This is a genomic window from Burkholderia sp. 9779_493, assembly GCF_015712215.1.
Taxonomy (GTDB): Bacteria; Pseudomonadota; Gammaproteobacteria; order Burkholderiales; family Burkholderiaceae; genus Burkholderia; species Burkholderia cenocepacia.
Genome location: NZ_JACCQA010000041.1, coordinates 1 through 19,686, shown reverse-complemented (window position 1 = coordinate 19,686; position 19,686 = coordinate 1). Strand labels below are relative to the sequence as shown.

14 protein-coding genes are annotated in these 19,686 nt (G+C 69.7%); 2 read left to right on the top strand and 12 right to left on the bottom strand.

Annotated features, from left to right (window positions below; translation table 11 throughout):
* The first annotated feature begins 180 nt into the window (after positions 1–180).
* A complete protein-coding gene (locus H0X95_RS30265) occupies positions 181–2,667 on the top strand; it encodes a family 20 glycosylhydrolase (RefSeq protein WP_059721059.1) in 2,487 nt (828 codons plus the stop codon).
* A gap of 180 nt (positions 2,668–2,847) precedes the next feature.
* Here H0X95_RS30265 and nagE read toward each other — a convergent pair whose 3' ends face one another.
* From nagE to H0X95_RS30210, 11 genes are all read right to left on the bottom strand, one after another.
* Positions 2,848–4,614, bottom strand: a complete 1,767-nt coding sequence (gene nagE / locus H0X95_RS30260; RefSeq protein WP_059721060.1) for an N-acetylglucosamine-specific PTS transporter subunit IIBC — start codon at positions 4,612–4,614, stop codon at positions 2,848–2,850.
* Positions 4,615–4,700: 86 nt separating this feature from the next.
* A complete protein-coding gene (gene ptsP, locus H0X95_RS30255; RefSeq protein WP_196446323.1) occupies positions 4,701–7,283 on the bottom strand; it encodes a phosphoenolpyruvate--protein phosphotransferase in 2,583 nt (860 codons plus the stop codon).
* 15 nt (positions 7,284–7,298) lie between these two features.
* Positions 7,299–8,330 carry an SIS domain-containing protein gene (locus H0X95_RS30250; protein ID WP_006499033.1) on the bottom strand — a complete coding sequence of 344 codons (1,032 nt, stop codon included), beginning with the start codon at positions 8,328–8,330 and terminating at the stop codon, positions 7,299–7,301.
* Complete coding sequence (nagA, locus tag H0X95_RS30245) at positions 8,323–9,426, bottom strand: N-acetylglucosamine-6-phosphate deacetylase (RefSeq protein WP_012492393.1); 1,104 nt, start codon at positions 9,424–9,426, stop codon at positions 8,323–8,325. The genes H0X95_RS30250 and nagA overlap by 8 nt, the downstream gene beginning before the upstream one ends.
* Positions 9,427–9,512: 86 nt before the next feature.
* On the bottom strand, positions 9,513–10,247 hold the full coding sequence (locus H0X95_RS30240) for a GntR family transcriptional regulator (RefSeq protein WP_006487014.1): 735 nt from the start codon (positions 10,245–10,247) through the stop codon (positions 9,513–9,515).
* Positions 10,248–10,559: 312 nt separating this feature from the next.
* On the bottom strand, positions 10,560–13,775 hold the full coding sequence (locus H0X95_RS30235; protein ID WP_059721062.1) for an error-prone DNA polymerase: 3,216 nt from the start codon (positions 13,773–13,775) through the stop codon (positions 10,560–10,562).
* A 6-nt stretch (positions 13,776–13,781) separates the two neighbouring features.
* Positions 13,782–15,269 (bottom strand): Y-family DNA polymerase, encoded by a 1,488-nt coding sequence (locus H0X95_RS30230; protein WP_059721063.1) that lies wholly within the window; start codon positions 15,267–15,269, stop codon positions 13,782–13,784.
* Entirely contained in the window at positions 15,202–15,909 is a 708-nt protein-coding gene (gene imuA / locus H0X95_RS30225) for a translesion DNA synthesis-associated protein ImuA (protein WP_048986787.1), read from the bottom strand. Before imuA ends, H0X95_RS30230 begins: the two co-directional genes overlap by 68 nt.
* Positions 15,910–16,068: 159 nt before the next feature.
* Complete coding sequence (locus tag H0X95_RS30220; RefSeq protein WP_006486391.1) at positions 16,069–16,863, bottom strand: ABC transporter ATP-binding protein; 795 nt, start codon at positions 16,861–16,863, stop codon at positions 16,069–16,071.
* A gap of 1 nt (position 16,864) precedes the next feature.
* Entirely contained in the window at positions 16,865–17,761 is an 897-nt protein-coding gene (locus tag H0X95_RS30215; RefSeq protein WP_006486373.1) for an ABC transporter permease, read from the bottom strand.
* Between the two features lie 139 nt (positions 17,762–17,900).
* Entirely contained in the window at positions 17,901–18,866 is a 966-nt protein-coding gene (locus H0X95_RS30210; RefSeq protein WP_059721064.1) for an ABC transporter substrate-binding protein, read from the bottom strand.
* Positions 18,867–19,198: 332 nt separating this feature from the next.
* Between H0X95_RS30210 and H0X95_RS30205 the strand changes: the two genes are divergently transcribed.
* Positions 19,199–19,516 (top strand): VF_A0006 family four-cysteine protein, encoded by a 318-nt coding sequence (locus H0X95_RS30205; protein WP_006499038.1) that lies wholly within the window; start codon positions 19,199–19,201, stop codon positions 19,514–19,516.
* Between the two features lie 76 nt (positions 19,517–19,592).
* Here the strand turns inward: H0X95_RS30205 and H0X95_RS30200 are convergent.
* Positions 19,593–19,686 (bottom strand): IS3 family transposase (locus H0X95_RS30200; protein WP_146211670.1); only part of this gene is annotated, 94 nt, incomplete at its 5' end.

Here is a 19,686-nt window from a genome sequence, read left to right as displayed (position 1 = left end):
GCGCCGACCGGCACGCATGCCCGCCTCCCGTTCCGTAACGCACGCGCCCGCGTGCCGAATGCGCGCGGCGCAGCCGCATCGCTCCGCGTGCTGGTATCTCCCGCAGCTCCACTGAAAGACCCGATCGCAGCGACGTCGCGTCACGGCGCCGCTACGCCCCCTTTTTCTCAGGAGTTCGAATTGAAGCGTACCTTGCCCTCCCTCATTGCCGGCCTGCTGATCGCGGTGCTGTCGCCGGCGGCGATCTCCGCGGCGCCGGCGTCGGCCGCCGCTGGCGCGAACGCCGGCACCGCGCAAGCGGCCGCCGCCCAGGCGGCCAGCCTCGCGACGCTGCTGTCGAACGGCCTCGCGTTGCGCGTGGCCGTCGACAACAACCACGCGGCCGCAGCCGGCGTACCGTGCGCCGATCTCGGCGCCGATGGCGCCGCCTGCGCGACCGGCCGCCTGATCCTGCAGAACCGCGGCCATGCGGCGATCGCCGACGGCGGCTGGAAGCTCTACCTGCACAGCATCCGCCGCCTGCTGCGGATCGACCGGCCGGGCTTCGCGCTGCGGCGGCTCACCGGCGACCTGTACGAGCTGACGCCGCAGCCAGGCTCGGTGCGGCTCGCGCCCGGCGAGCGCATCGAGCTGCCGTTCGTCGCCGAATACTGGCTGCTGCGTTACAGCGACGTGATTCCGCGTCCGTACGTCGTCGTCGACGGCGCGCCGCCGGCCGTGCTGCGCTACGACGACACCGACAACGAGCTGCGCTACGTCGAATCGCTGCCGGCCGACGCGCAGAACAACTCGACCGGCAACGCGCCGCCCGTGGCCGCGCGGCCCGATCCCGGTCGCGCGCTGCCGAGCGTGAAGCGCGAGCTGCCGCTGCCCGGCACGCTCGAGCTGCGCGGCGTCGAACTCGCGCTGCCGGACCTGCCTGACGCACAGGTCGCGGCGCTGCGCGAGCGCGCGACGACCCTCGGACTCGACGGCGCAGGCGTGCCGGTACGCGGCTTCGTCGCGCCGCGCCGGCTGCCGGCCGACCTCGCGACACCGGGCAGCTACCGGCTCGCGATCGGGCCGCGCGGCGTGCTGATCGAAGGCTACGATCGCGCGGGCCTCTACTACGGCGTGCAGACGCTCTACTCGCTCGCGCCGGCCGGCGGCGGCCCGATCCCGGCGATGCTCGTCGAGGATGCGCCGCGCTTCACGCATCGCGGGATGCACGTCGACCTCGCGCGCAACTTCAAGCAGCCGGCAACGCTGCGCCGCCTGATCGACCAGATGAGCGCGTACAAGCTCAACCGCCTGCACCTGCATCTGTCCGACGACGAAGGCTGGCGCATCGAGATTCCCGGCCTGCCCGAGCTGACCGAGATCGGGGGACGCCGCTGCCACGACCCGAGCGAGACGCGCTGCCTGCTGCCGCAGCTCGGCTCCGGGCCGGACAATCGCTCGGGCGGCGGCTACCTGACGCGCGACGACTACGTGGCGCTCGTGCGCTACGCGGCCGCGCGCTTCGTTCAGATCATTCCCGAGATCGACATGCCCGCGCATGCGCGGGCGGCCGTCGTGACGATGGAGGCGCGCTACCGGCGGCTGCATGCGGCGGGTCGCGAGCAGGAAGCGAACGCATACCGGCTGCTCGACCCGCAGGACACGACGAACCTGACGACGGTGCAGTTCTACGACCGGCGCAGCGACCTGAACCCGTGCGTGCCGGGCGCGCTCAACTTCGCGTCGAAGGTGATCCGCGAGATCGCGGCGATGCACGCGGACGCGCAGGCGCCGCTGCAGACCTGGCACTACGGCGGCGACGAAGCGAAGAACATCTTCCTCGGCGGCGGCTTCCAGCCGCTGAACGGCACCGACCCGAACAAGGGGCGCATCGATCTGGCCGCGCAGGACAAGCCGTGGGCGCGTTCGCCCGCTTGCACGGCGCTGCTCCAGCGCGGCGAGATCAAGTCGATCGACGAGCTGCCGACGCGTTTCGCGAAACAGGTGAGCGCGGCGGTCAACGCGAGCGGGATCGGCACGATGGCCGCGTGGCAGGACGGCATCAAGCATGCGAACGGGCCGCAGGATTTCAGCACGCGCCACGTGATGGTGTCGCTGTGGGACACGATCTTCTGGGGCGCGTCGGACAGCGCGCGCGACCTGAGCGGCAGGGGCTACCAGACGGTGCTCGCGCTGCCCGACTACCTGTACTTCGACTTCCCGTACACGCTCAATCCGCGCGAGCGCGGCTACTACTGGGGCTCGCACGCGACCGACGAGTACAAGGTGTTCTCGCTCGCGCCGGAGAACCTGCCGCAGAACGCCGAAGTGATGGGCGACCGCGACGGCAACCCGTTCGAGGTGACGGGCACGGGCCCCGCGCCGCGCATCGAAGGCATGCAGGGCCAGGCTTGGGGCGAGGTGATGCGCAACGACACCTTTCTCGAATACATGACCTATCCGCGACTGCTCGCGCTCGCCGAGCGCGCGTGGCACCGGGCCGACTGGGAGCTGCCGTATGCGGCCGGCGTGCGCTTCAAGCGCGGCGACACGCATCACGTCGACATCGCCGCGCTGCAGCGCGACTGGGCCGGCTTCGCGACGCTGCTCACGCAACGCGAATTGCCGAAGCTCGACCGCGCCGGCGTCGGCTACCGGAAGCCGACCTTCACGCTGACGAATCCGTGATCGGCTGACCGGCCAGGCAGTCGAGCGACAAGCGATGCGGCGCAACGCATCGCGTATCGCGCACCGCCGTCTCCAAAGCAAAAACGGCTTGCGACATCGTCGTCGCAAGCCGTTTTCTTTTGGCCTCTCTTGACCGCCGACCCGCATCCGCCGCGCGGATGTCAGGCCGGCTTCACCGCATCACGCCGGTTGGGCTGCCGCCCCGCCGCCCGACGGCGGCAGGCGCGCGCCGAGTTGTTCGGCATAGCGTGCGGCCGCGTTGCCGCAGACGATGTGGAACGTGTCGAGCGACACCCACGCGACGTCGAGCGTGCCGAGACGCTCGCGATCGACCGCCGACGGATCGCGCACGACCACGCGCAGGCGCGTGGTGGCCACCGCATCGAGCGACGCGACGTTGGTCGCGCCGCCGAACACCGCGAGCCAGCGGGTCGGTTCCGGATCGAGCGGGCCGGCGGCCGCGCCCGTGACCGGCTGCGCGGCGGCCGCCGCCGGCGCGGCCGCACCGGTCGCGCCGCCGCCGATCGCGGCGCGCATCTCGTCGGCAATGATGTCGGCCTCGGGCCCGATGATCACCTGCACGCTGTTGCCGCCGCGCTTGAGCACGCCGCGCGCGCCGATCGACTTCAGTTCCGGCTCCGACACCTGCTCCGGATCGACGACGGTCAGGCGCAGGCGCGTCGTGCACGCGTCGACGACCGACAGGTTGGCCGCGCCGCCGAGCGCGGCGATGTAGCGTTGCGCGCGCGGTGCGGCAGCCGTTGCAGCCGCGCCCGCGGCCGGTGCGACGAACCCGCCCGATGCGTACGATTCCGTGGCCGCATCGGTCGCTGCCGGCTCGCGGCCCGGCGTGGCCATGTTGAACTTGCGGATGAAGAAGCGGAACAGCCCGTAGTACGCGGCGCCGTACGCGATGCCGAGCGGAATCGCGATCCAGCCCTTCGTCGACAGCCCGTAGTTCAGCACGTAGTCGATCGCGCCGGCGGAGAACGTGAAGCCGAGCTTCACGCCGAGAATCTGGCAGATCGCGAGCGACAAGCCCGTCAGCACCGCGTGGATCACGTACAGCACCGGCGCGAGGAACATGAAGCTGAACTCGATCGGCTCGGTCACGCCGGTCAGGAACGACGTCAGCGCCATCGAGAACAGCAGGCCGCCGACCATCGCGCGGCGCTCCTTCGGCGCCTCGTGCAGCATCGCGAGACACGCCGCCGGCAGGCCGAACATCATGATCGGGAAGAAGCCGGCCATGAAGGTGCCCGCGGTCGGGTCGCCCGCGAAGAAGCGGTGCAGGTCGCCGTGCACGATCTCGCCGCCGGCGGGCGGCGTGAAGTTGCCGAACACGAACCACGCGAGCGAGTTGATGATGTGGTGCAGGCCGGTGACGAGCAGCAGACGGTTCAGGAAGCCGAACACGAACGCACCGATCGCGCCCGCCGTCGTCAGCCACTGGCCGGCCGCGTCGATCGCATGCTGGATCGGCTGCCACACGTACCCGAACGCGATGCCCAGTATCACGCAGACCAGCCCGGTGATGATCGGCACGAACCGCTTGCCGCCGAAGAACGCGAGGTAGTCCGGCAGCTTGATGTCCTTGTAGCGGTTGTACAGCAGGCCCGCGACGACCCCCGCGATGATCCCGGACAGCACGCCCATGTTCAGCTTGGGATCGATGTCCTTCATGATCGCGGTTTCGATCAGGTAACCGATCGCGCCCGCGAGCGCCGCCACGCCGTTGTTGTCCTTCGCGAAGCCGACCGCCACGCCGATCGCGAACAAGAGCGGCAGGTTGTCGAAGATCGCGCCACCGGCGTCGGCGATCATCTTGATGTTGAACACGTCCGGCTGGCCGAGTCGCAGCAGGATGCCGGCGACCGGCAATACCGCGATCGGCAGCATCAGTGCCCGGCCCAGGCCCTGTATTTTCAGAAACGGATTCCCGTTCATTCAGTCCTCCAATCCTTGTCTCGTCATTAATCGTCGTTGAGCGAATGCCTTCGTCGTGAAACCGGTCGCGAACCTGCCGTCGACGCTCAGTCGAGCGGCCAGACCTCGCGGCTTGCTGCCCTTACCGCCTGTGCCGAGTCGAGCGCGAGCAGATCCTGCGCGCGCTGACGGCACAACTGGTAATCGAGACGGCGCACACGCGCCTTGATGCCCGGCACCGACACCGGATCGACCGACAGTTCGGTCACGCCGAGGCCCACCAGGACCGGCACCGCGAGCGGATCGCCGCCGAGCGCGCCGCATACGCCGACCCACTTGCCGTGCTTCGCGGCGCCGCGCACCGCGATGTCGATCAGGCGCAGCACGGCCGGATGCAGGCCGTCGGACAGCGCGGCCAGGTCGGCCTGGCAGCGGTCCATCGCGAGCGTGTACTGGGTCAGGTCGTTGGTGCCGATCGACAGGAAATCCGCGTGCTGCGCGAGCTGGTCGGCCAGCAGCGCGGCCGACGGCACCTCGATCATCACGCCGACCTCGATCGGCTCGGTGCGGCCCTGCGCGCGCGCGAATTCGTCGATGCGCTTGCGCAGCCGCACGAGCTCGCCCGCGTCGGTCACCATCGGCAGCAGGATGCGCACCGCGCCGAACGGCTTCACCGCGAGCAGGCCCTGCAACTGATCGTCGAGCAGATCGGGGCGCACCTGCGCGAGACGGATACCGCGCAGGCCGAGCGCCGGGTTCGGTTCGGGCGGCAGCGTCAGGTAGTCGACTTCCTTGTCCGCACCGACGTCGAGCGTGCGGATGATCGCCGTGCGGCCCTGCAGCGCGTCGACGATCGACTGGTAGCTCTGCTGATGCTCGACCACCGTCGGCGCGGCCTGGCGATGGATGAACATCAGTTCGGTGCGCAGCAGGCCGACCGCGTCCGCGCCGTTGTCGACCGCGGTATTCGCGTCGTCGAGCGTCGCGATGTTCGCGGCGACCTCGATCGCGCGACCGTCGACCGTCGCGGCCGCCTCGCCGGCCTGTTGCCGGTTCGCCTCGCGCACGCCGTCCAGGCGCTGGCGCTCGTGCCGCGCGCGCTCGACGTCGAGCGCGGTCGGGGCATGTTCGAGCCGGCCCGCGCTCGCATCGACGACGACCTGCGTGCCGTCCGGAATCGCGTACAGCGCATCGCCGACCGCCACCAGCGCCGGGATGCCGAGCTGCCGCGCGATGATCGCCGCGTGCGACGTCGCGCCGCCGCGCGCCATCACGAGCGCGGTCACGCGTTCGCGATCGAGCGACGCCAGGTCGGACGGCGTGAATTCCTCGGCCGCGAGCACGGCCTCGTCGGGCAGCGCGCGCGCGGCGCCGTTCGTATGGCCGAGCGCGCGCAGCACGCGCTTCTCGATGTCGCGCAGGTCGGCCGCGCGTTCGGCGAGCAGCGCGTCGTCGAGCTTCGACAGCGTGTCGATCTGCGTGCGGATCGTCGCGCGCCACGCGAAGCCCGCGCCCTTGCCGAGACTGATCAGGTCGCGCGCCGCGTCGACCAGCGTCGGGTCCTCCAGCAGCACGCGATGCACCGCGAAGATGCCCGCCTCGCCCACCGCACCGCGCGCCGAGGCGTTGCGCACCGTTTCGCCGAGTTCGGCGTCGACCGCCTTCAGCGCCTGGTCGAGGCGGCGGCTTTCCGCGGCCGGCGTGCCGGACGCCTGCTCGGTCGGCACGATGTCCGCATCGTCGAGACGCACCAGCGTGCCGACCGCGATGCCGGGCGCCGCGCATACGCCGGCGAGCGTGTTCGGGTCGAGCGTCGCGCCGGGTGCGTGCGCGATGGCTTGCGGCGCGGGCGACTTCAGCCGCGCCGGCTTTTCTTCCACTTCGCCGTGCGCCTCGCGCAGCAGCTCGCGCTCGACCGCATCGACGGCCTGCTGCGCGTGCGCGCCGCGCCCGACCAGTTCGACCGTCGCGCCTTCGCCGGCGCCGAGGCCGAGCAGGCCGACAACGCTCGCGATCGACGCCTTGCGGCCGTCGAACAGCACGTCTACGGTCGCATCGAACCCGCGCACGGCTTCACGCGCCCGTGCGGCCGGCCGCGCATGCAGCCCGCCCGGCTGCGCGAGCACGATCTCGCGGCGCACTTCGTTCTGCGCGGCAGCACCGGCCTGCGCCGCCTGCGCGGCGGCTTCGCCCTTGCCGCGCAGCGCGAGCAACGGCGTCTCGCCGGCGGTCGCGAAACCGCTCGCGCGCTCGACCACCTCGAACGCGTCGGAATTCGCGATCGCGATCACCGACACGAGCGAATGCGCGTGGCGCGCCACCGCGTCCTGGTCGAACTCGATCAACAGCGCGCCTGCCTCGACACGCGCGCCGGCTTCGACGTGCGCGATGAAGCCCTGTCCGTTCAGCTCGACGGTGTCGATGCCGATGTGCAGCAGCACTTCCGCGCCTTGCGGTGTCGTGATCGTGACCGCATGGCCCGTGCGCGCGAGATGCGACACGACGCCCGCGCACGGCGCGACGAGCCGGCCCGCGAGCGGGTCGATGCCGATGCCGTCGCCGAACATCCCGCCGGAGAACACCGGATCGGGCACGTCGGCCAGCGCGACGATCGGCCCCGTCAATGGGCTGAGCAGAACGATCTGATCGTGGGTGGGGCTCTTCAACTGGGATTCCTCGGCGCGTCTCATCGGCTTTCTCGGCTATCAGTGCGTTTCGGTGACTTTGTTCAGGTGGCGCGGCGTGTCGGGATTGCGCCCGCGCGCGACGGCGAGATCCGCCGCCATCACGTAGAACGAAAGAATGGCGGCGATCGGGTCGAGCGCCGAATGGGCGGACTGCGCGAGCGGCAGCACGGTGCCGGATACGCCGGGCGTCGATACGCCGGGCGTGCCGGCCGGCGCCGCGAGCAGCACGGCGGCGCCGCGGGCGCGCATGTCCGCGGCGAGCTGCAGCAGGCCGGCCTGTTCGGGCCCCGGCGGCGCGAACACGAGCAGCGGATAGTCGCGGTCGATCAGCTCCATCGGGCCGTGACGGACTTCGGCGCTCGAGAATGCCTCGGCCTGGATGCCGGACGTTTCCTTCAGCTTCAGCGCGGCTTCCTGCGCGATCGCGAGGCCCAGACCACGGCCGATGACGATCATCCGCTCGACGCCCGCGAGCGCCGCGACGGCTTGCGACCAGTCGAGCCGGCCGGCCTGCGCGAGCACGTCGGGCAGCCCGCGCAGCGCGGTCATCAGCGCGGCGTCGCGCTGCCAGTACGCGACGATCTGCGCGGACAGCGACAGCATCGCGATATAGCTCTTGGTCGCGGCGACCGACAGTTCGGGGCCGGCCAGCAGCGGCAACTGGTGCTCGCACGCATCGGCGAGCGGCGACGGCAGCACGTTCACGGCGGCGACGGTGCGCGCGCCGGCTTCGCGCAGCGCGGCCATCGTATTGACGAGATCGGGGCTCTTGCCCGACTGGGAGAACGCGATCGCGAGCTGGTCCTGCACCTTCAGCGGCGCCTGCTGCAGCGTCGCGACCGACATCGGCAGCGACGCGACCGGCACGCCGAGGCGGCTCATCGTCAGGCTCGCGAAATAGCTGGCGGCGTGATCCGAGCTGCCGCGCGCGACCGTCAGCGCGACGGCCGGCGGGTGATCGAGCAATTGGCCGGCGAGCGCTTCGACGCGCGCGGTGTCGGCGATCTGCGCGGCGACGACCTGGGCGGACTCGCGCGCTTCCTTAAGCATATTCGACAATCGATTCTCCTTCGACGTAGGTCGCGGTGAGGTTCAGGTCGCGATCGAACACCGCGAGGTCGGCCCATGCGCCGCGCTCGAGGCGGCCGCGATCGGTCACGCCGAGGTAGTCGGCCGCGTAGCGCGACATCCGGTTCGACACGTCGGCGATCGGCAGGCCGAGCGACACGAGGTTGCGCAGCGCCTGGTCCATCGTCAGCGTGCTGCCGGCGAGCGTGCCGTCGGCGAGCCGCACGCCGCCGAGGCACTTCGTCACGTGCTGGCTGCCGAGCCGGTATTCGCCGTCGGGCATGCCGGTGGCGGACGTGCTGTCGGTCACGACGTACAGGCGCGGAATCGCGCGCAGCGCAGCACGAATCGCGCCCGGGTGGACGTGCAGCAGATCGGGGATGATTTCCGCGTATTCGGCATGCGCGAGCGCCGCGCCGACGAGGCCCGGGTTGCGGTGATGCAGCGGCGACATCGCGTTGAACAGGTGCGTGAAACCGCATGCGCCGTGCTTGAGCGCGGCGACCGCGTCGTCGTAGGTCGCGAGCGAGTGGCCGAGCTGCACGCGCACGCCGCGCGCGGCCATCTCGCCGATGATCTCGATGTGGCCCGCGATTTCCGGCGCGAGCGTGACGACGCGGATCGGCGCGATCGACAGGTACTTGAGCACCTCGTCGAGCACGGCCGACACGGCCGCGTCGGGCTGCGCGCCGAGCTTGCCGGGGTTGATGTACGGCCCTTCGAGATGCACGCCGAGCACGCGGGCGCCGCCCGGCGTGCGGGCCCGCGCGGCGGTGCCGAGATTCGCGACGACTTCCATCAGTTCGTCGCGCGGCGCGGTCATCGTCGTCGCGAGCAGGCTCGTCGTGCCGAATTGCGCATGCGTGCGGACGATCGTTTCGATCGCGTCGCCGCCTTCCATCACGTCGGCGCCGCCGCCGCCATGCACGTGCAGGTCGATGAAGCCGGGCAGGATGTACGGCGCGTCGTTCTTCGCGGGATCGACGGGCGCGCCGTCGAGCGTGGTGATGCGGCCGTTCTCGCTATCGAGCGAACCGTGAATCCAGCCGTCGGGGGTGAGGATGTTTCCAGTCAGCATGACGTTCTCTTGATGATCTGGTGACGCGGGCATCCGCGTCGTGATTTGCAAATCCGTTGCATGTGCTGCGCGGGCAGTCTCGCGCGTCAGCGTTTCAGTTCGGCGACGAAGTCGTAATAGTCGTCGCGGCAATACGTTTCGCTCATTTCGATCGCGCGCTGGTCGACGCCGTAGCCGATCCGCGTGATCACCAGCAGCGCCGAGCCCGGCTTCACCGCCATCCATTTCGCGATCGCGTGCGTCGCGTTCGCCGCGCGAAAGTGCTGCAGCGCGCGCACGACGGTCATGCCGCGCGCCTCCAGGTATTCGTACAGCGATGCACCGAGCACCTGCGGATCGGGCACCACCGCCGCGGGCAGCGTCGAATGCTCGACCGCCATCACGATGCCGTCCGCGCGGCGCAGCCGTTCGAGCCGCGCCACCGTCGCGCCGGGCGCGAGGCCGAGATGCGTGAGCTCGTCGCGGCTCGCGGTGCGCAGCGTGCGCGACAGCCACACCGAATCGGGCACGAAGCCGCGCTGGCGCATCTTCGCGGTGAAGCCGACGAGGCGCGACAGCGGATCGGCAACGCGCGGCGTGATGAAGCTGCCCGCGCCGCGCGCCCGCTTGATCAGGCCCTGCTCGACCAGCAGCGCGAGGGCGCGACGCGCGGTGATCCGCGACACGCCGACCGACACCGACAGCAGCCGCTCCGACGGCAGCGCCTCGCCGGCCTGCCACGCGCCCGCGTGGATCGCGCTCGCCAGATTGCGGGCGAGCTGCAGATAGAGCGGCGTATCGTCGAGGGGATCGGGCGCCAGTTCGGCCCAGCCGGTTTCCATGTGCCTCCGCGTGTCGGACGACGATCTCCGACCGTCGAAAGTGAACGCATTATATAACCACCATAATACCAGTCAACGAACTGGTATTAGCGCTGCGGAAATCGCCGAAAGCCTTGCGCGGCAAGCGTTTTAGTACCGGCAAAGCCTTTGTTTACAACGCAGTGCGGGATAGGGATTTACCCGAAGTGGTATGCAAGGGGACAGTTCCAGTGCGTGGGCCGGCCGGGTTTCCGGCACGAATATGAGACCAGAATAGAACCAGTTTGGCTGACTGGTATGCATCGACGACAGCGCGCTGGTGCGACGCGCGGATCAGTGGAATTCCCGGCTCGACGTGCGCAGGCCGCCGAGCAGCGGCGTCAGATCCTCGAAATGCTGCGCGACGAGGTGCCGCACGTCGCTCACGACCTGCCACACGCCGGACGCCGCGAGCAGCCGCGAATCGAGTGTTTCGCGGCGCTGCCGCGCGAGCAGCTCGGGCCGGACGATCACGTTCACGCAGCCCGTTTCGTCCTCGAGCGTCATGAACATCACGCCCTTCGCGGTGCCCGGCATCTGCCGGGCGATCACGAGCCCGCATGCGCGTGCGAGCCGGCCGTCGGGACGGTCGCGCAACTCGGCCGCCGACGACAGCCGCTGCGCGCGCAAGGCCGGCCGCAGCAACGCGACCGGATGGCGGTTCAGCGTGAGGCCGGTGGTGTGATAGTCGGCGAGGATGTCGTCGGCTTCCGACGGCGCGCCGAGCGCGGGCTGCTCCACCTCGTCGATCGGCGCGGCGGCGAGCAGGTCGCGCTCCGGCGCCGCGGCGACGGCCTGCCACAACGCATCGCGACGATGGCCGGCGAGCGTCGCGAGCGCATTCGCGGCGGCGAGCGCTTCGAGATCGCGACGTTCGAGTTGCGCGCGGCGCGCGAGGGTGTCGACGTTGTCGAACGGGCCGGCGGCGCGTGCGGCTTCGATGCGCCGCGCGGCGGCTTCGCTCAGGCCGCGCACGAGCGACAGGCCGAGCCGCACGGCCGGCTGACCGTGCGGCGGCGGCTGGTCGGGCAACGCTTCGAGCGCGGCTTCCCAGGTGCTTTGCGTCACGTCGATCGGCAGCACCTTCACGCGGTGACGCTTCGCGTCCTGCACGAGTTGCGACGGCGGGTAGAACCCCATCGGCTGGCTGTTCAGCAGCGCGGCGAGAAAGATCGCGGGTTCGTGGCATTTGAGCCAGCTGCTCGCGTACGCGAGTTTCGCGAAGCTCGCGGCGTGGCTTTCGGGGAACCCGTATTCGCCGAAGCCTTTGATCTGCTCGAAGATCTGTTCGGCGAATTCGCGTGTGTAGTTGCGTTCGAGCATGCCGCTGATGATCTTGTCCTGATATTTCTCGAGATTGCCCTTGCGCTTCCACGCGGCCATCGCACGACGCAAGTCATCCGCTTCGCCAGGTGTAAAACCCGCGGCGACGATCGCAATCTGCATCACCTGTTCCTGGAAGATCGGCACACCCAGCGTACGAACGAGCACTTCCTTGAGCGCGTCGCTCGGATACGTGACCTCGCCCTCCTCTTCACCGGCCACGATCCTGCGCCGCTGCAAATACGGATGCACGGCGCCGCCTTGAATCGGACCGGGCCGCACGATCGATACCTGAACGACGAGATCGTAGTAGTTGCGCGGCTTCAGCCGCGGCAGCATCGACATCTGCGCACGCGATTCGATCTGGAACACGCCGACGGTATCGGCACGGCAGATCATGTCGTAGGTTGCCTTGTCATCCTGCGGAATGTGTTTCAGCGTGAATGGCTTGCCGTCCTTCGCTGGCCCGCGCCATGCGGTGCGCAGGTCGAACGCGCGATGCAGCGCCGACAGCATGCCGAGCGCGAGCACGTCGACCTTCATCAGCCCGAGCGCTTCGAGATCGTCCTTGTCCCACTGGATCACGCGCCGCCCGTCCATCGCCGCGTTCTCGACCGGCACGAGCCGCGTGAGCTTGCCGCGGCTGATCACGAAGCCGCCCGAATGCTGCGACAGGTGGCGCGGGAAGTTGAGCAAGCGCCCGGCCAGTTCGGCCCATGTGCGAATCAGCGGCGTTTCGGGATCGAGCCCGGTCGACGCGAATTGCCGCAGCAGATCGCGACTGCCGTCGAACCAGCGATGCCCCTTCGCGACGCGATCGACCAGCATCGGATCGACGCCGAGCGCCTTGCCGGTTTCGCGCAGCACGCCGCGCGGACGATACGTCGAAACGGCAGCCGCGAGCGCGGCGCGATCCTTGCCGTATTTTGCGTAGATGTGCTGGATCACTTCTTCGCGGCGCTGATGCTCGAAGTCGACGTCGATATCCGGCGGCTCGCCGCGTTCCTCGCTGATGAAACGCTCGAACAGCATCGTGCTTTGCTCGGGATTCACTTCGGTGATGCCGAGGCAATAACAGACGACCGAGTTCGCGGCCGAGCCACGGCCCTGGCACAGGATGTTCTGGCTGCGCGCGTATTTGACGATGTCGTAGACGGTCAGGAAGAACGGCTCGTAGCTCAGCCGGGCGATCAGGTCGAGTTCATGGCGGATCTGCTTGTCGACCTTCTCCGGGATGCCCTGCGGATAACGCACCGCCGCTCCGGCGAAGGTTTCCTGTTCCAGATAGCGCGTCGGCGTCAGTCCCGCCGGCACGATCTCGTCGGGATACTCGTAACGCAGCGAGTCGAGTTCGAAATCGCATGCATCGAACATCGCGCACGTCTCCGCGATCTCGGCCGACGAAAACAACTTCGCGATCCGCCCGCGCGAACGCAGATGCTGCTCCGCATTCGGCGCGAGCGCGTACCCGCATTCGGAGACCGGCATCCCGACGCGAATCGCCGTCATCACGTCCTGCAGCGGCTTGCACGAGCGCACGTGCATCGTCACGTCGCCCAGCGCGACGAGTCGCACGCCGCGCCGTTTGCCGGCCTCGCGAATCTCGTCGCGCTGCGCGCCGTCCAGCGCGCGCTGCAACTGCACGAGCCCGAGCCGCGCCCGCTCGCCGAACATCGCGCGAAACCACGCGACCTGCGCATCGAGCACGTCCGCCCGCACCGGGTACGTCGGCACGAGAATCGCGAAGCAGTCGGGCATGCCGCGCAAGTGGGCAAACTCCGCCGGCGGCGCCGACAGCATCCGCGACGTCAGCTGGTAAGTGCCCTTCGGCGATGCCATCCGCCGCCACGAAATCAACTCGGAAAGATTGCCGTACCCTTCGCGGTTCTGCGCGAGCAGCACGAGCCCGAACGCACCGGGGCCCGGGTCGTGGCCGGGCGCGACGTCATCCGGCGTGACGTCGAAATACGAACCGATGACGAGCGGCAATCCGTTCGCCTTCGCCGCGACATGCATGCGCGGCGCGCCGGCGAGCGAGCATTCGTCGGTGATCGCGATCCCGCGATAGCCGAGTTCCACCGCACGCTCAACCAGTTCGTCCGCATGCGACGCGCCATGCAGGAACGAAAAGTTCGAACGGCAGAACAACTCCGCGTAATCGGGCAGCCCGCTGAAATCCGCCATCATCTTCGTTCACCCGAACAGGCCGTGCAGGAACCAGTGCGGTTCGGACTCGTTCCCCGCTCGTTCCCTGAACACCCAATAGCACGCACCGGCTTCGTCCTGCGCGACGTGGTAATCGCGTGCCGCGAGCTGACCATCGAACCACCCGGCCTCGATCCGCTCCGCCGACGACATCATCCTCAGCGGCGTATGGAATACCGGCCGCTCGCCACGCATCAGCAACGGCAGCGGTTCGGCCAGCAACCACGCGGGGCGCGGCGGCACGGCCGGCGGCCCGCCGGCCGGCTTGCCCGCCTGCGCATCGAGCGGCAACCAGCGGTTCGCGGCTTCGGGCCGATGATCGGCGACGGGCGCCGCGCGCAGCACGTTCTCCGCGCCGAGCCGCGCGACCAGCAACTCGAGCAACCGCTCGCGGGTTTCCCGCGTACCGCCCGGCTCGGGAAAAAGATCGTCGGCCGGCGGCGCGACCGATTCGACGCGCGTGGCCTTCAGACGCACCGCGATCACCGCGGCCGGCAGCTCGACGCGCGCGAGCCGCTCGCCGAGCAGCCGCATGAAATGCCCCTCGTCGCGCACGGGGGCGGCGAACGCGAGCGCGAGCGGGGTCGGCGGCACGGCCTGGCGGCCGCGTTCGTGCTCGAGATCGAACGTCATCGCGGCGAGCGACAGGTGCCGCGCGGCCAGCCAGCCGCACAGCTGCACGACGAGCCGCCGCGCGGCGAACAGCACGGCTTCCGCGTATTCGACGCGCTCCGGCAACTCGAGCCGCACGTCGAACACGGGCGGCACCGCCATCCACGCCAGCGGCTCGACCGCTTCGCCGTACGCACGATCGAGCGCGGCCAGCAACGCGGGACCGCAGCGTCGCTGCAGCCCTGCGCGCGGCAGACGGCGCAGATCGGCGAGCGTGCGGCAGCCGAGACCGTCGAACCAGCCCGCATACGGACGCGCATCGGGCAGCAGCACACACGGCAGCCGGTCGAGCGTGCGGACGAGCGAGGCCTGGCGTGCGACGCGGCGCAGGCTACGTGCGCGGGCCGACGTGCGCGCGAGCAGCCATGCGCCGCGCCCGGTCGGCGCGGCGGACAGGCGCGCCGCGTAGCCGAGCGCCGCGAGCGTCGCACGCACCTGGCGGCACAGCGACGGCAGCCCGCCGAACAGCCGCAGGCTCGGGCCGACGTCGACGATCAGCGTGGCTTCGTCGTCGAGCGCGACGCACGGCGAGAAACGCAGCAGCGCGAGCGCGACCGCGCGCAGCGCATCGGCTTCGCGCGCGGGATCGCGTTCGACGAGTTGCGTATCGGGCGCGAGCGTGAGCACGCCGCCGCGCTTCATGCCCGCGCGCACGCCCTGCCGGCGCGCGGCCGCGTCGGCGATCAGCACGACGCCCTGCTCGAGCACCGCGCAGCCGGCCTCGCCGGCCGCCGCGTCAGACGGCGGCGGGGCGCACACGTCGAGCGGCAGGCGCGGCAGATGGATGCCGAGCAAGACGCGCATAGCGGCTCTCCACGATGGGCGACGGCAAATCGAGCACGAGCGGCTCGCTGCGCGCGGGCCCGCGACGCTTGACGATGTCGAGCGACACGCCGCCCGGCACCGGATACAGCGCGACGCGCAGCACGGCCGGCGACGGCTGTCGCGCGGCCGACAGCGGACGCAGCATCACGAACAGCGTGTCGCCCGTGCGCGCGGCCGCGAGATGCAGGCGCCGCAGCGCATCGGGCCGCGCGTCCTGCCAGAGCAGCAGCGCGCCGCAACAGCCGGTCTTGAGCGCCTGCTCGGCGGCCCACAACGCATCGGTACGGCTACCGGCGCGCAGCCACAGCAGCGTGTCGGCCGGCACGCCGAGACTGGCGAGCGCGGTGGCATGCGGCGACTGCGGCGGCGCGACGAGCGCGAGCGGCCGCCGCACGCTGACGGTGCGGGCAAGCGCCGGCGCAAGCAGCCGCATCTCGCCGCAGCCCGGCTGCGCGGCCAGCAGTTCGACGAGGCCGCCGACCGGCCAGCCGCCGCCCGGCAGCTCGGCCGACAGCGGCGCGAAGCCCGTGTCGATCGTGCGCGGGCCGCCGCGCGCGAGCTGCGAGCCGCGCCAAAGGGACGGATGAAGGGATTCGGGAGTAATGGAGGATGCGAGCATGACGCCACCCACAACTGTATGGATATACAGTATATGGCAATGCGCGCGCGTCGCACAGCACCGGTGCAAAACCGGTTTTCGTCGGAAGAAACCGGGGAGAAGCCGGCGCGCCCGTCATGTCACGGTGCGCCGGCCCGTCAGCCGTCGGTCAGCAGCCCGTCAGCCGAGCAGCAACGCGTCGTCGTCGAGCTGCTCGTGCCGCACCTTCTCGAACATCTGCAGCAGATCCGGCACGTCCAGCCCCTTGCGCGCGTCGCCCGACACGTCGAGCACGACCTGCCCCTGGTGCAGCATCACCGTGCGGTCGCCGTAGTCGAGCGCCTGCCGCATGCTGTGCGTGACCATCATCGTCGTCAGCTTGCTCTCGGCGACGATGCGCGCGGTCAGCTCCAGCACGAACGCGGCCGTCTTCGGATCGAGCGCGGCCGTGTGCTCGTCGAGCAGCAGGATCCGCGACGGCCGCAGCGACGCCATCAGCAGGCTCACGGCCTGCCGCTGGCCGCCCGACAGCAGCCCGATCCGGTCGGTCAGCCGGTTTTCCAGCCCGAGGTTCAGCAGCCGCAGCTTGTCGCGGAACAGCTCGCGCGACGGCCGGTCGAGCGCCGCCCGGAAGCCGCGCCGCGCGCCGCGCGCCATCGCGAGCGCCATGTTCTCCTCGATCGTCAGCGCCTCGCAGGTGCCGGCCATCGGGTCCTGGAACACGCGCGCGACGAGGTGCGCGCGGTCCCACGCGGCCTTGCGCGTCACATCCGTGCCGTCGATCGCGATGCGTCCCGCATCGACGCGCTGGTCGCCGCTGACCGCATTGAGGAAGGTCGACTTGCCGGCGCCGTTCGAGCCGATCACCGCGACGAACTGGCCGTCGGGAATCTCGAGCGACAGCCCGCGCAGCGCGCGCGTCTCGATCGGCGTGCCGGGATTGAACGTGAGTTTGAGATCGTGTGCGGACAGCATGTCATGCCCCTCCGTTCTTGCGCGCGAACAGCTTCTTGCGCGTCGCCGGCAGCACCAGCGCGATCGTGACGAGCGCGGCCGTCACGAGGTTCAGGTCCTGCGCCTTCAGGCCGATGAATTCGCTGTTCAGCGCGAGCGCGATGAAGAAGCGGTAGACGATCGCGCCGAGCACGACGGCAAGCGTCGTCAGCACCAGCCGGCGCGCCGGCAGCAGCGTCTCGCCGATGATCACGGCGGCCAGCCCGATCACGATCGTGCCGATCCCCATCGAGATGTCCGAGCCGCCCTGCGTCTGCGCGAACAGGGCGCCCGCGAGCGCGACGAGCGCGTTCGACAGCGCCATCCCGGCAAGCGTCGCCCGGCCGGTCGCGATGCCCTGCGCGCGCGCCATCCGCGGGTTCGCGCCGGTCGCGCGCATCGCGAGGCCGAGCTGCGACGAGAAGAACCAGTCGAGGCCGAGCTTCGCGATCACGACGACGATCGCGAGCAGCGCCGGGCGCAGCACGTAATCGGGCATCCAGTCGGGCTGCAGCACGGTGAAGAGCGTCGGCTCGGTGATCAGCGGCACGTTCGGCCGGCCCATGATCCGCAGGTTCACCGAGTAGAGCGCGATCATCATCAGGATACTGGCGAGCAGATCCATGATCTTCAGGCGCACGTTCAGCCAGCCGGTGACGAAGCCGGCCAGCGCGCCCGCGACGATCGCGAGCAGCGTCGCGGAAAACGGGTCATGGCCGGCCGAGATCAGCGTCGCGGCGACGGCGCCGCCGAGCGGAAAGCTGCCGTCGACGGTGAGGTCGGGGAAGTTGAGGATGCGAAACGAGATCAGCACCCCGAGGGCGACGAGGCTGAAGATCAGGCCGATCTCCAGTGCGCCCAGAAACGAGAACAGAGACATGATGGGGAAATCCTGTTGCTTCCCGGCCGGACGTGTACGGCCGGGCGAAGCGAACGGGCGGCCCCGGGTGGGAGCCGCCCGTCCGGCGATGTCGTCGAGGCCCGGATCGGGCCTGCAAGCGCGGCGGTCGGGCCGCGGCTTACTTGATGACCGTCTTCGCTTCCTTCACGAGATCCGGCGACAGCGTGACGCCCTGCTTCGCGGCCGCGCCCGTATTCACGAACAGTTCGAGGTTGCTGCTCGTCTCCGACGCGATCGCGCCCGGCTTCTCGCCCTTCAGGATGCGCGCGACGACCCTGCCCGTCTGGCGGCCGAGGTCGCCGTAGTTGATGCCGAGCGCCGCGATGCCGCCGCGCTTCACGCTGTCGGTGTCGCCCGCGACGAGCGGAATCTTCGCTTCGTTCGCGACCTTCACCAGCGCTTCGTACGCGGACACGACGTTGTTGTCGGTATTCGTGTAGATCACGTCGACCTTGCCGATCAGGCTCTTCGCGGCCGGGCCGATGTCGACGGTGCGCGGCGCGGCCGCTTCCTTCAGCGTCATCCCCTGCTTCGCGAGGATCTCCTTGAGCTCCTTCACGACGACGACCGAATTCGCCTCGCCCGGGTTGTAGACCATGCCGACCGTCTTCGCATTCGGCACGACGCGCTTGATCAGCGCGACCTGGCGATCGAGCGGCAGCTTGTCGGACACGCCCGTCACGTTGGTGCCCGACGGGCCCCAGCCCTTCACGAGCTGCGCGGCGACCGGGTCGGTGACGCCCGAGTAGACGACCGGCACGCTCTTCGTCGCGGCGACGACCGACTGCGCGGCCGGCGTTGCGATCGCGACGATCACGTCGGGCTTGTCGCCGACGAACTTGCGCGCGATCTGCGCGGCCGTGCCGGTGTTGCCCTGCGCGCTCTGGTATTCCCACTTGAGCTTGTCGTCGCCGTAACCTTCCGCCTTCAGTTCGGCGCGCACGCCGTCGCGGATCGCATCGAGCGCCGGATGGTCGACGATCGACAGCACCTTGACGGTCTGTGCATGCGCGGCGCCTGCCAGCGCGAGTGCGGCGACGCCGGCCGTGATCGAACGGATCGCGAAAGTCTTGAATCGCTTCATGGGTGAGTCTCCCCCGTATTGTGTCGGTTCTGGATGATGGATTCCCGCCGCCGTCGGGCGGGCGCCGCCCGTGCGTACGAGACGCGGGCGATCGGCCCGCGCACGCTCCGGGAAAGCGTGCAGCGGCGAACGCACGAGGATACCATTTCCGCAGACCACCGCCTGACTCCGTGCTTTCGCGCGGCGCGCCGGACACAACCTCGCCGAGGCCCCGAGAAAGCGCGCCAAGCCTTGCCGGTGGCGGCGCCGATCCGCGTCGGCCAATGCGTCGGCCGCGCATGCGGCTTTACGCTATGCTGTCGGCCGACCCAATCCACTCCACCGGAGGGCAGATGAAACGGGGTATCCGAGCCGCCGCATTCGCAGCATTCACCGCCGTCGCGCTGACACTCCCGGGCGCGGCGTTCGCGCTGACCGACGGCAACGCGCAATACGACGACTGCATGCTCAACGCGCTGCGCGAAAGCCGCAACGGCGCGGCGGCCCAGTTGATCCAGCGCTCGTGCGACGCGCTGTACCGCAACAACGCGATGCTGCTGCCGCGCGAACGGCGCTTTCACGAGTGCGTCGTGCAGTCGCTACCCGGCGTGCGCGACAACTACGCGATCCAGCAGATCATGTCGATCTGCTCGCGGCGCGGGGAGATGTAGGCATAGGCGCGCGTGCCGCGCCAATGAAAAAAGGGCCTGCGTGTGAACTGACCCCACGAAGTTGGACGGTTAAAATCTAAGCGGCCAAGGGCTGAGTCCTGTATTGCACGGGACTCAGCCCATTTAATTTCAGCTTGATGCGTTCGTGGTTGTAGTAGTGAATGTAGCGG

Coding starts and splice junctions, on each gene's coding strand:
- nagE (WP_059721060.1), bottom strand. CDS start 4,614: ATGAACGGGAATCCGTTTCTGAAAATACAGGGCCTGGGCCGGGCACTG.
- H0X95_RS30250 (WP_006499033.1), bottom strand. CDS start 8,330: ATGCTTAAGGAAGCGCGCGAGTCCGCCCAGGTCGTCGCCGCGCAGATC.
- H0X95_RS30205 (WP_006499038.1), top strand. CDS start 19,199: ATGAAACGGGGTATCCGAGCCGCCGCATTCGCAGCATTCACCGCCGTC.
- imuA (WP_048986787.1), bottom strand. CDS start 15,909: ATGCTCGCATCCTCCATTACTCCCGAATCCCTTCATCCGTCCCTTTGG.
- ptsP (WP_196446323.1), bottom strand. CDS start 7,283: ATGAGACGCGCCGAGGAATCCCAGTTGAAGAGCCCCACCCACGATCAG.
- H0X95_RS30240 (WP_006487014.1), bottom strand. CDS start 10,247: ATGGAAACCGGCTGGGCCGAACTGGCGCCCGATCCCCTCGACGATACG.
- H0X95_RS30210 (WP_059721064.1), bottom strand. CDS start 18,866: ATGAAGCGATTCAAGACTTTCGCGATCCGTTCGATCACGGCCGGCGTC.
- H0X95_RS30220 (WP_006486391.1), bottom strand. CDS start 16,863: ATGCTGTCCGCACACGATCTCAAACTCACGTTCAATCCCGGCACGCCG.
- H0X95_RS30230 (WP_059721063.1), bottom strand. CDS start 15,269: ATGCGCGTCTTGCTCGGCATCCATCTGCCGCGCCTGCCGCTCGACGTG.
- H0X95_RS30235 (WP_059721062.1), bottom strand. CDS start 13,775: ATGATGGCGGATTTCAGCGGGCTGCCCGATTACGCGGAGTTGTTCTGC.
- H0X95_RS30215 (WP_006486373.1), bottom strand. CDS start 17,761: ATGTCTCTGTTCTCGTTTCTGGGCGCACTGGAGATCGGCCTGATCTTC.
- nagA (WP_012492393.1), bottom strand. CDS start 9,426: ATGCTGACTGGAAACATCCTCACCCCCGACGGCTGGATTCACGGTTCG.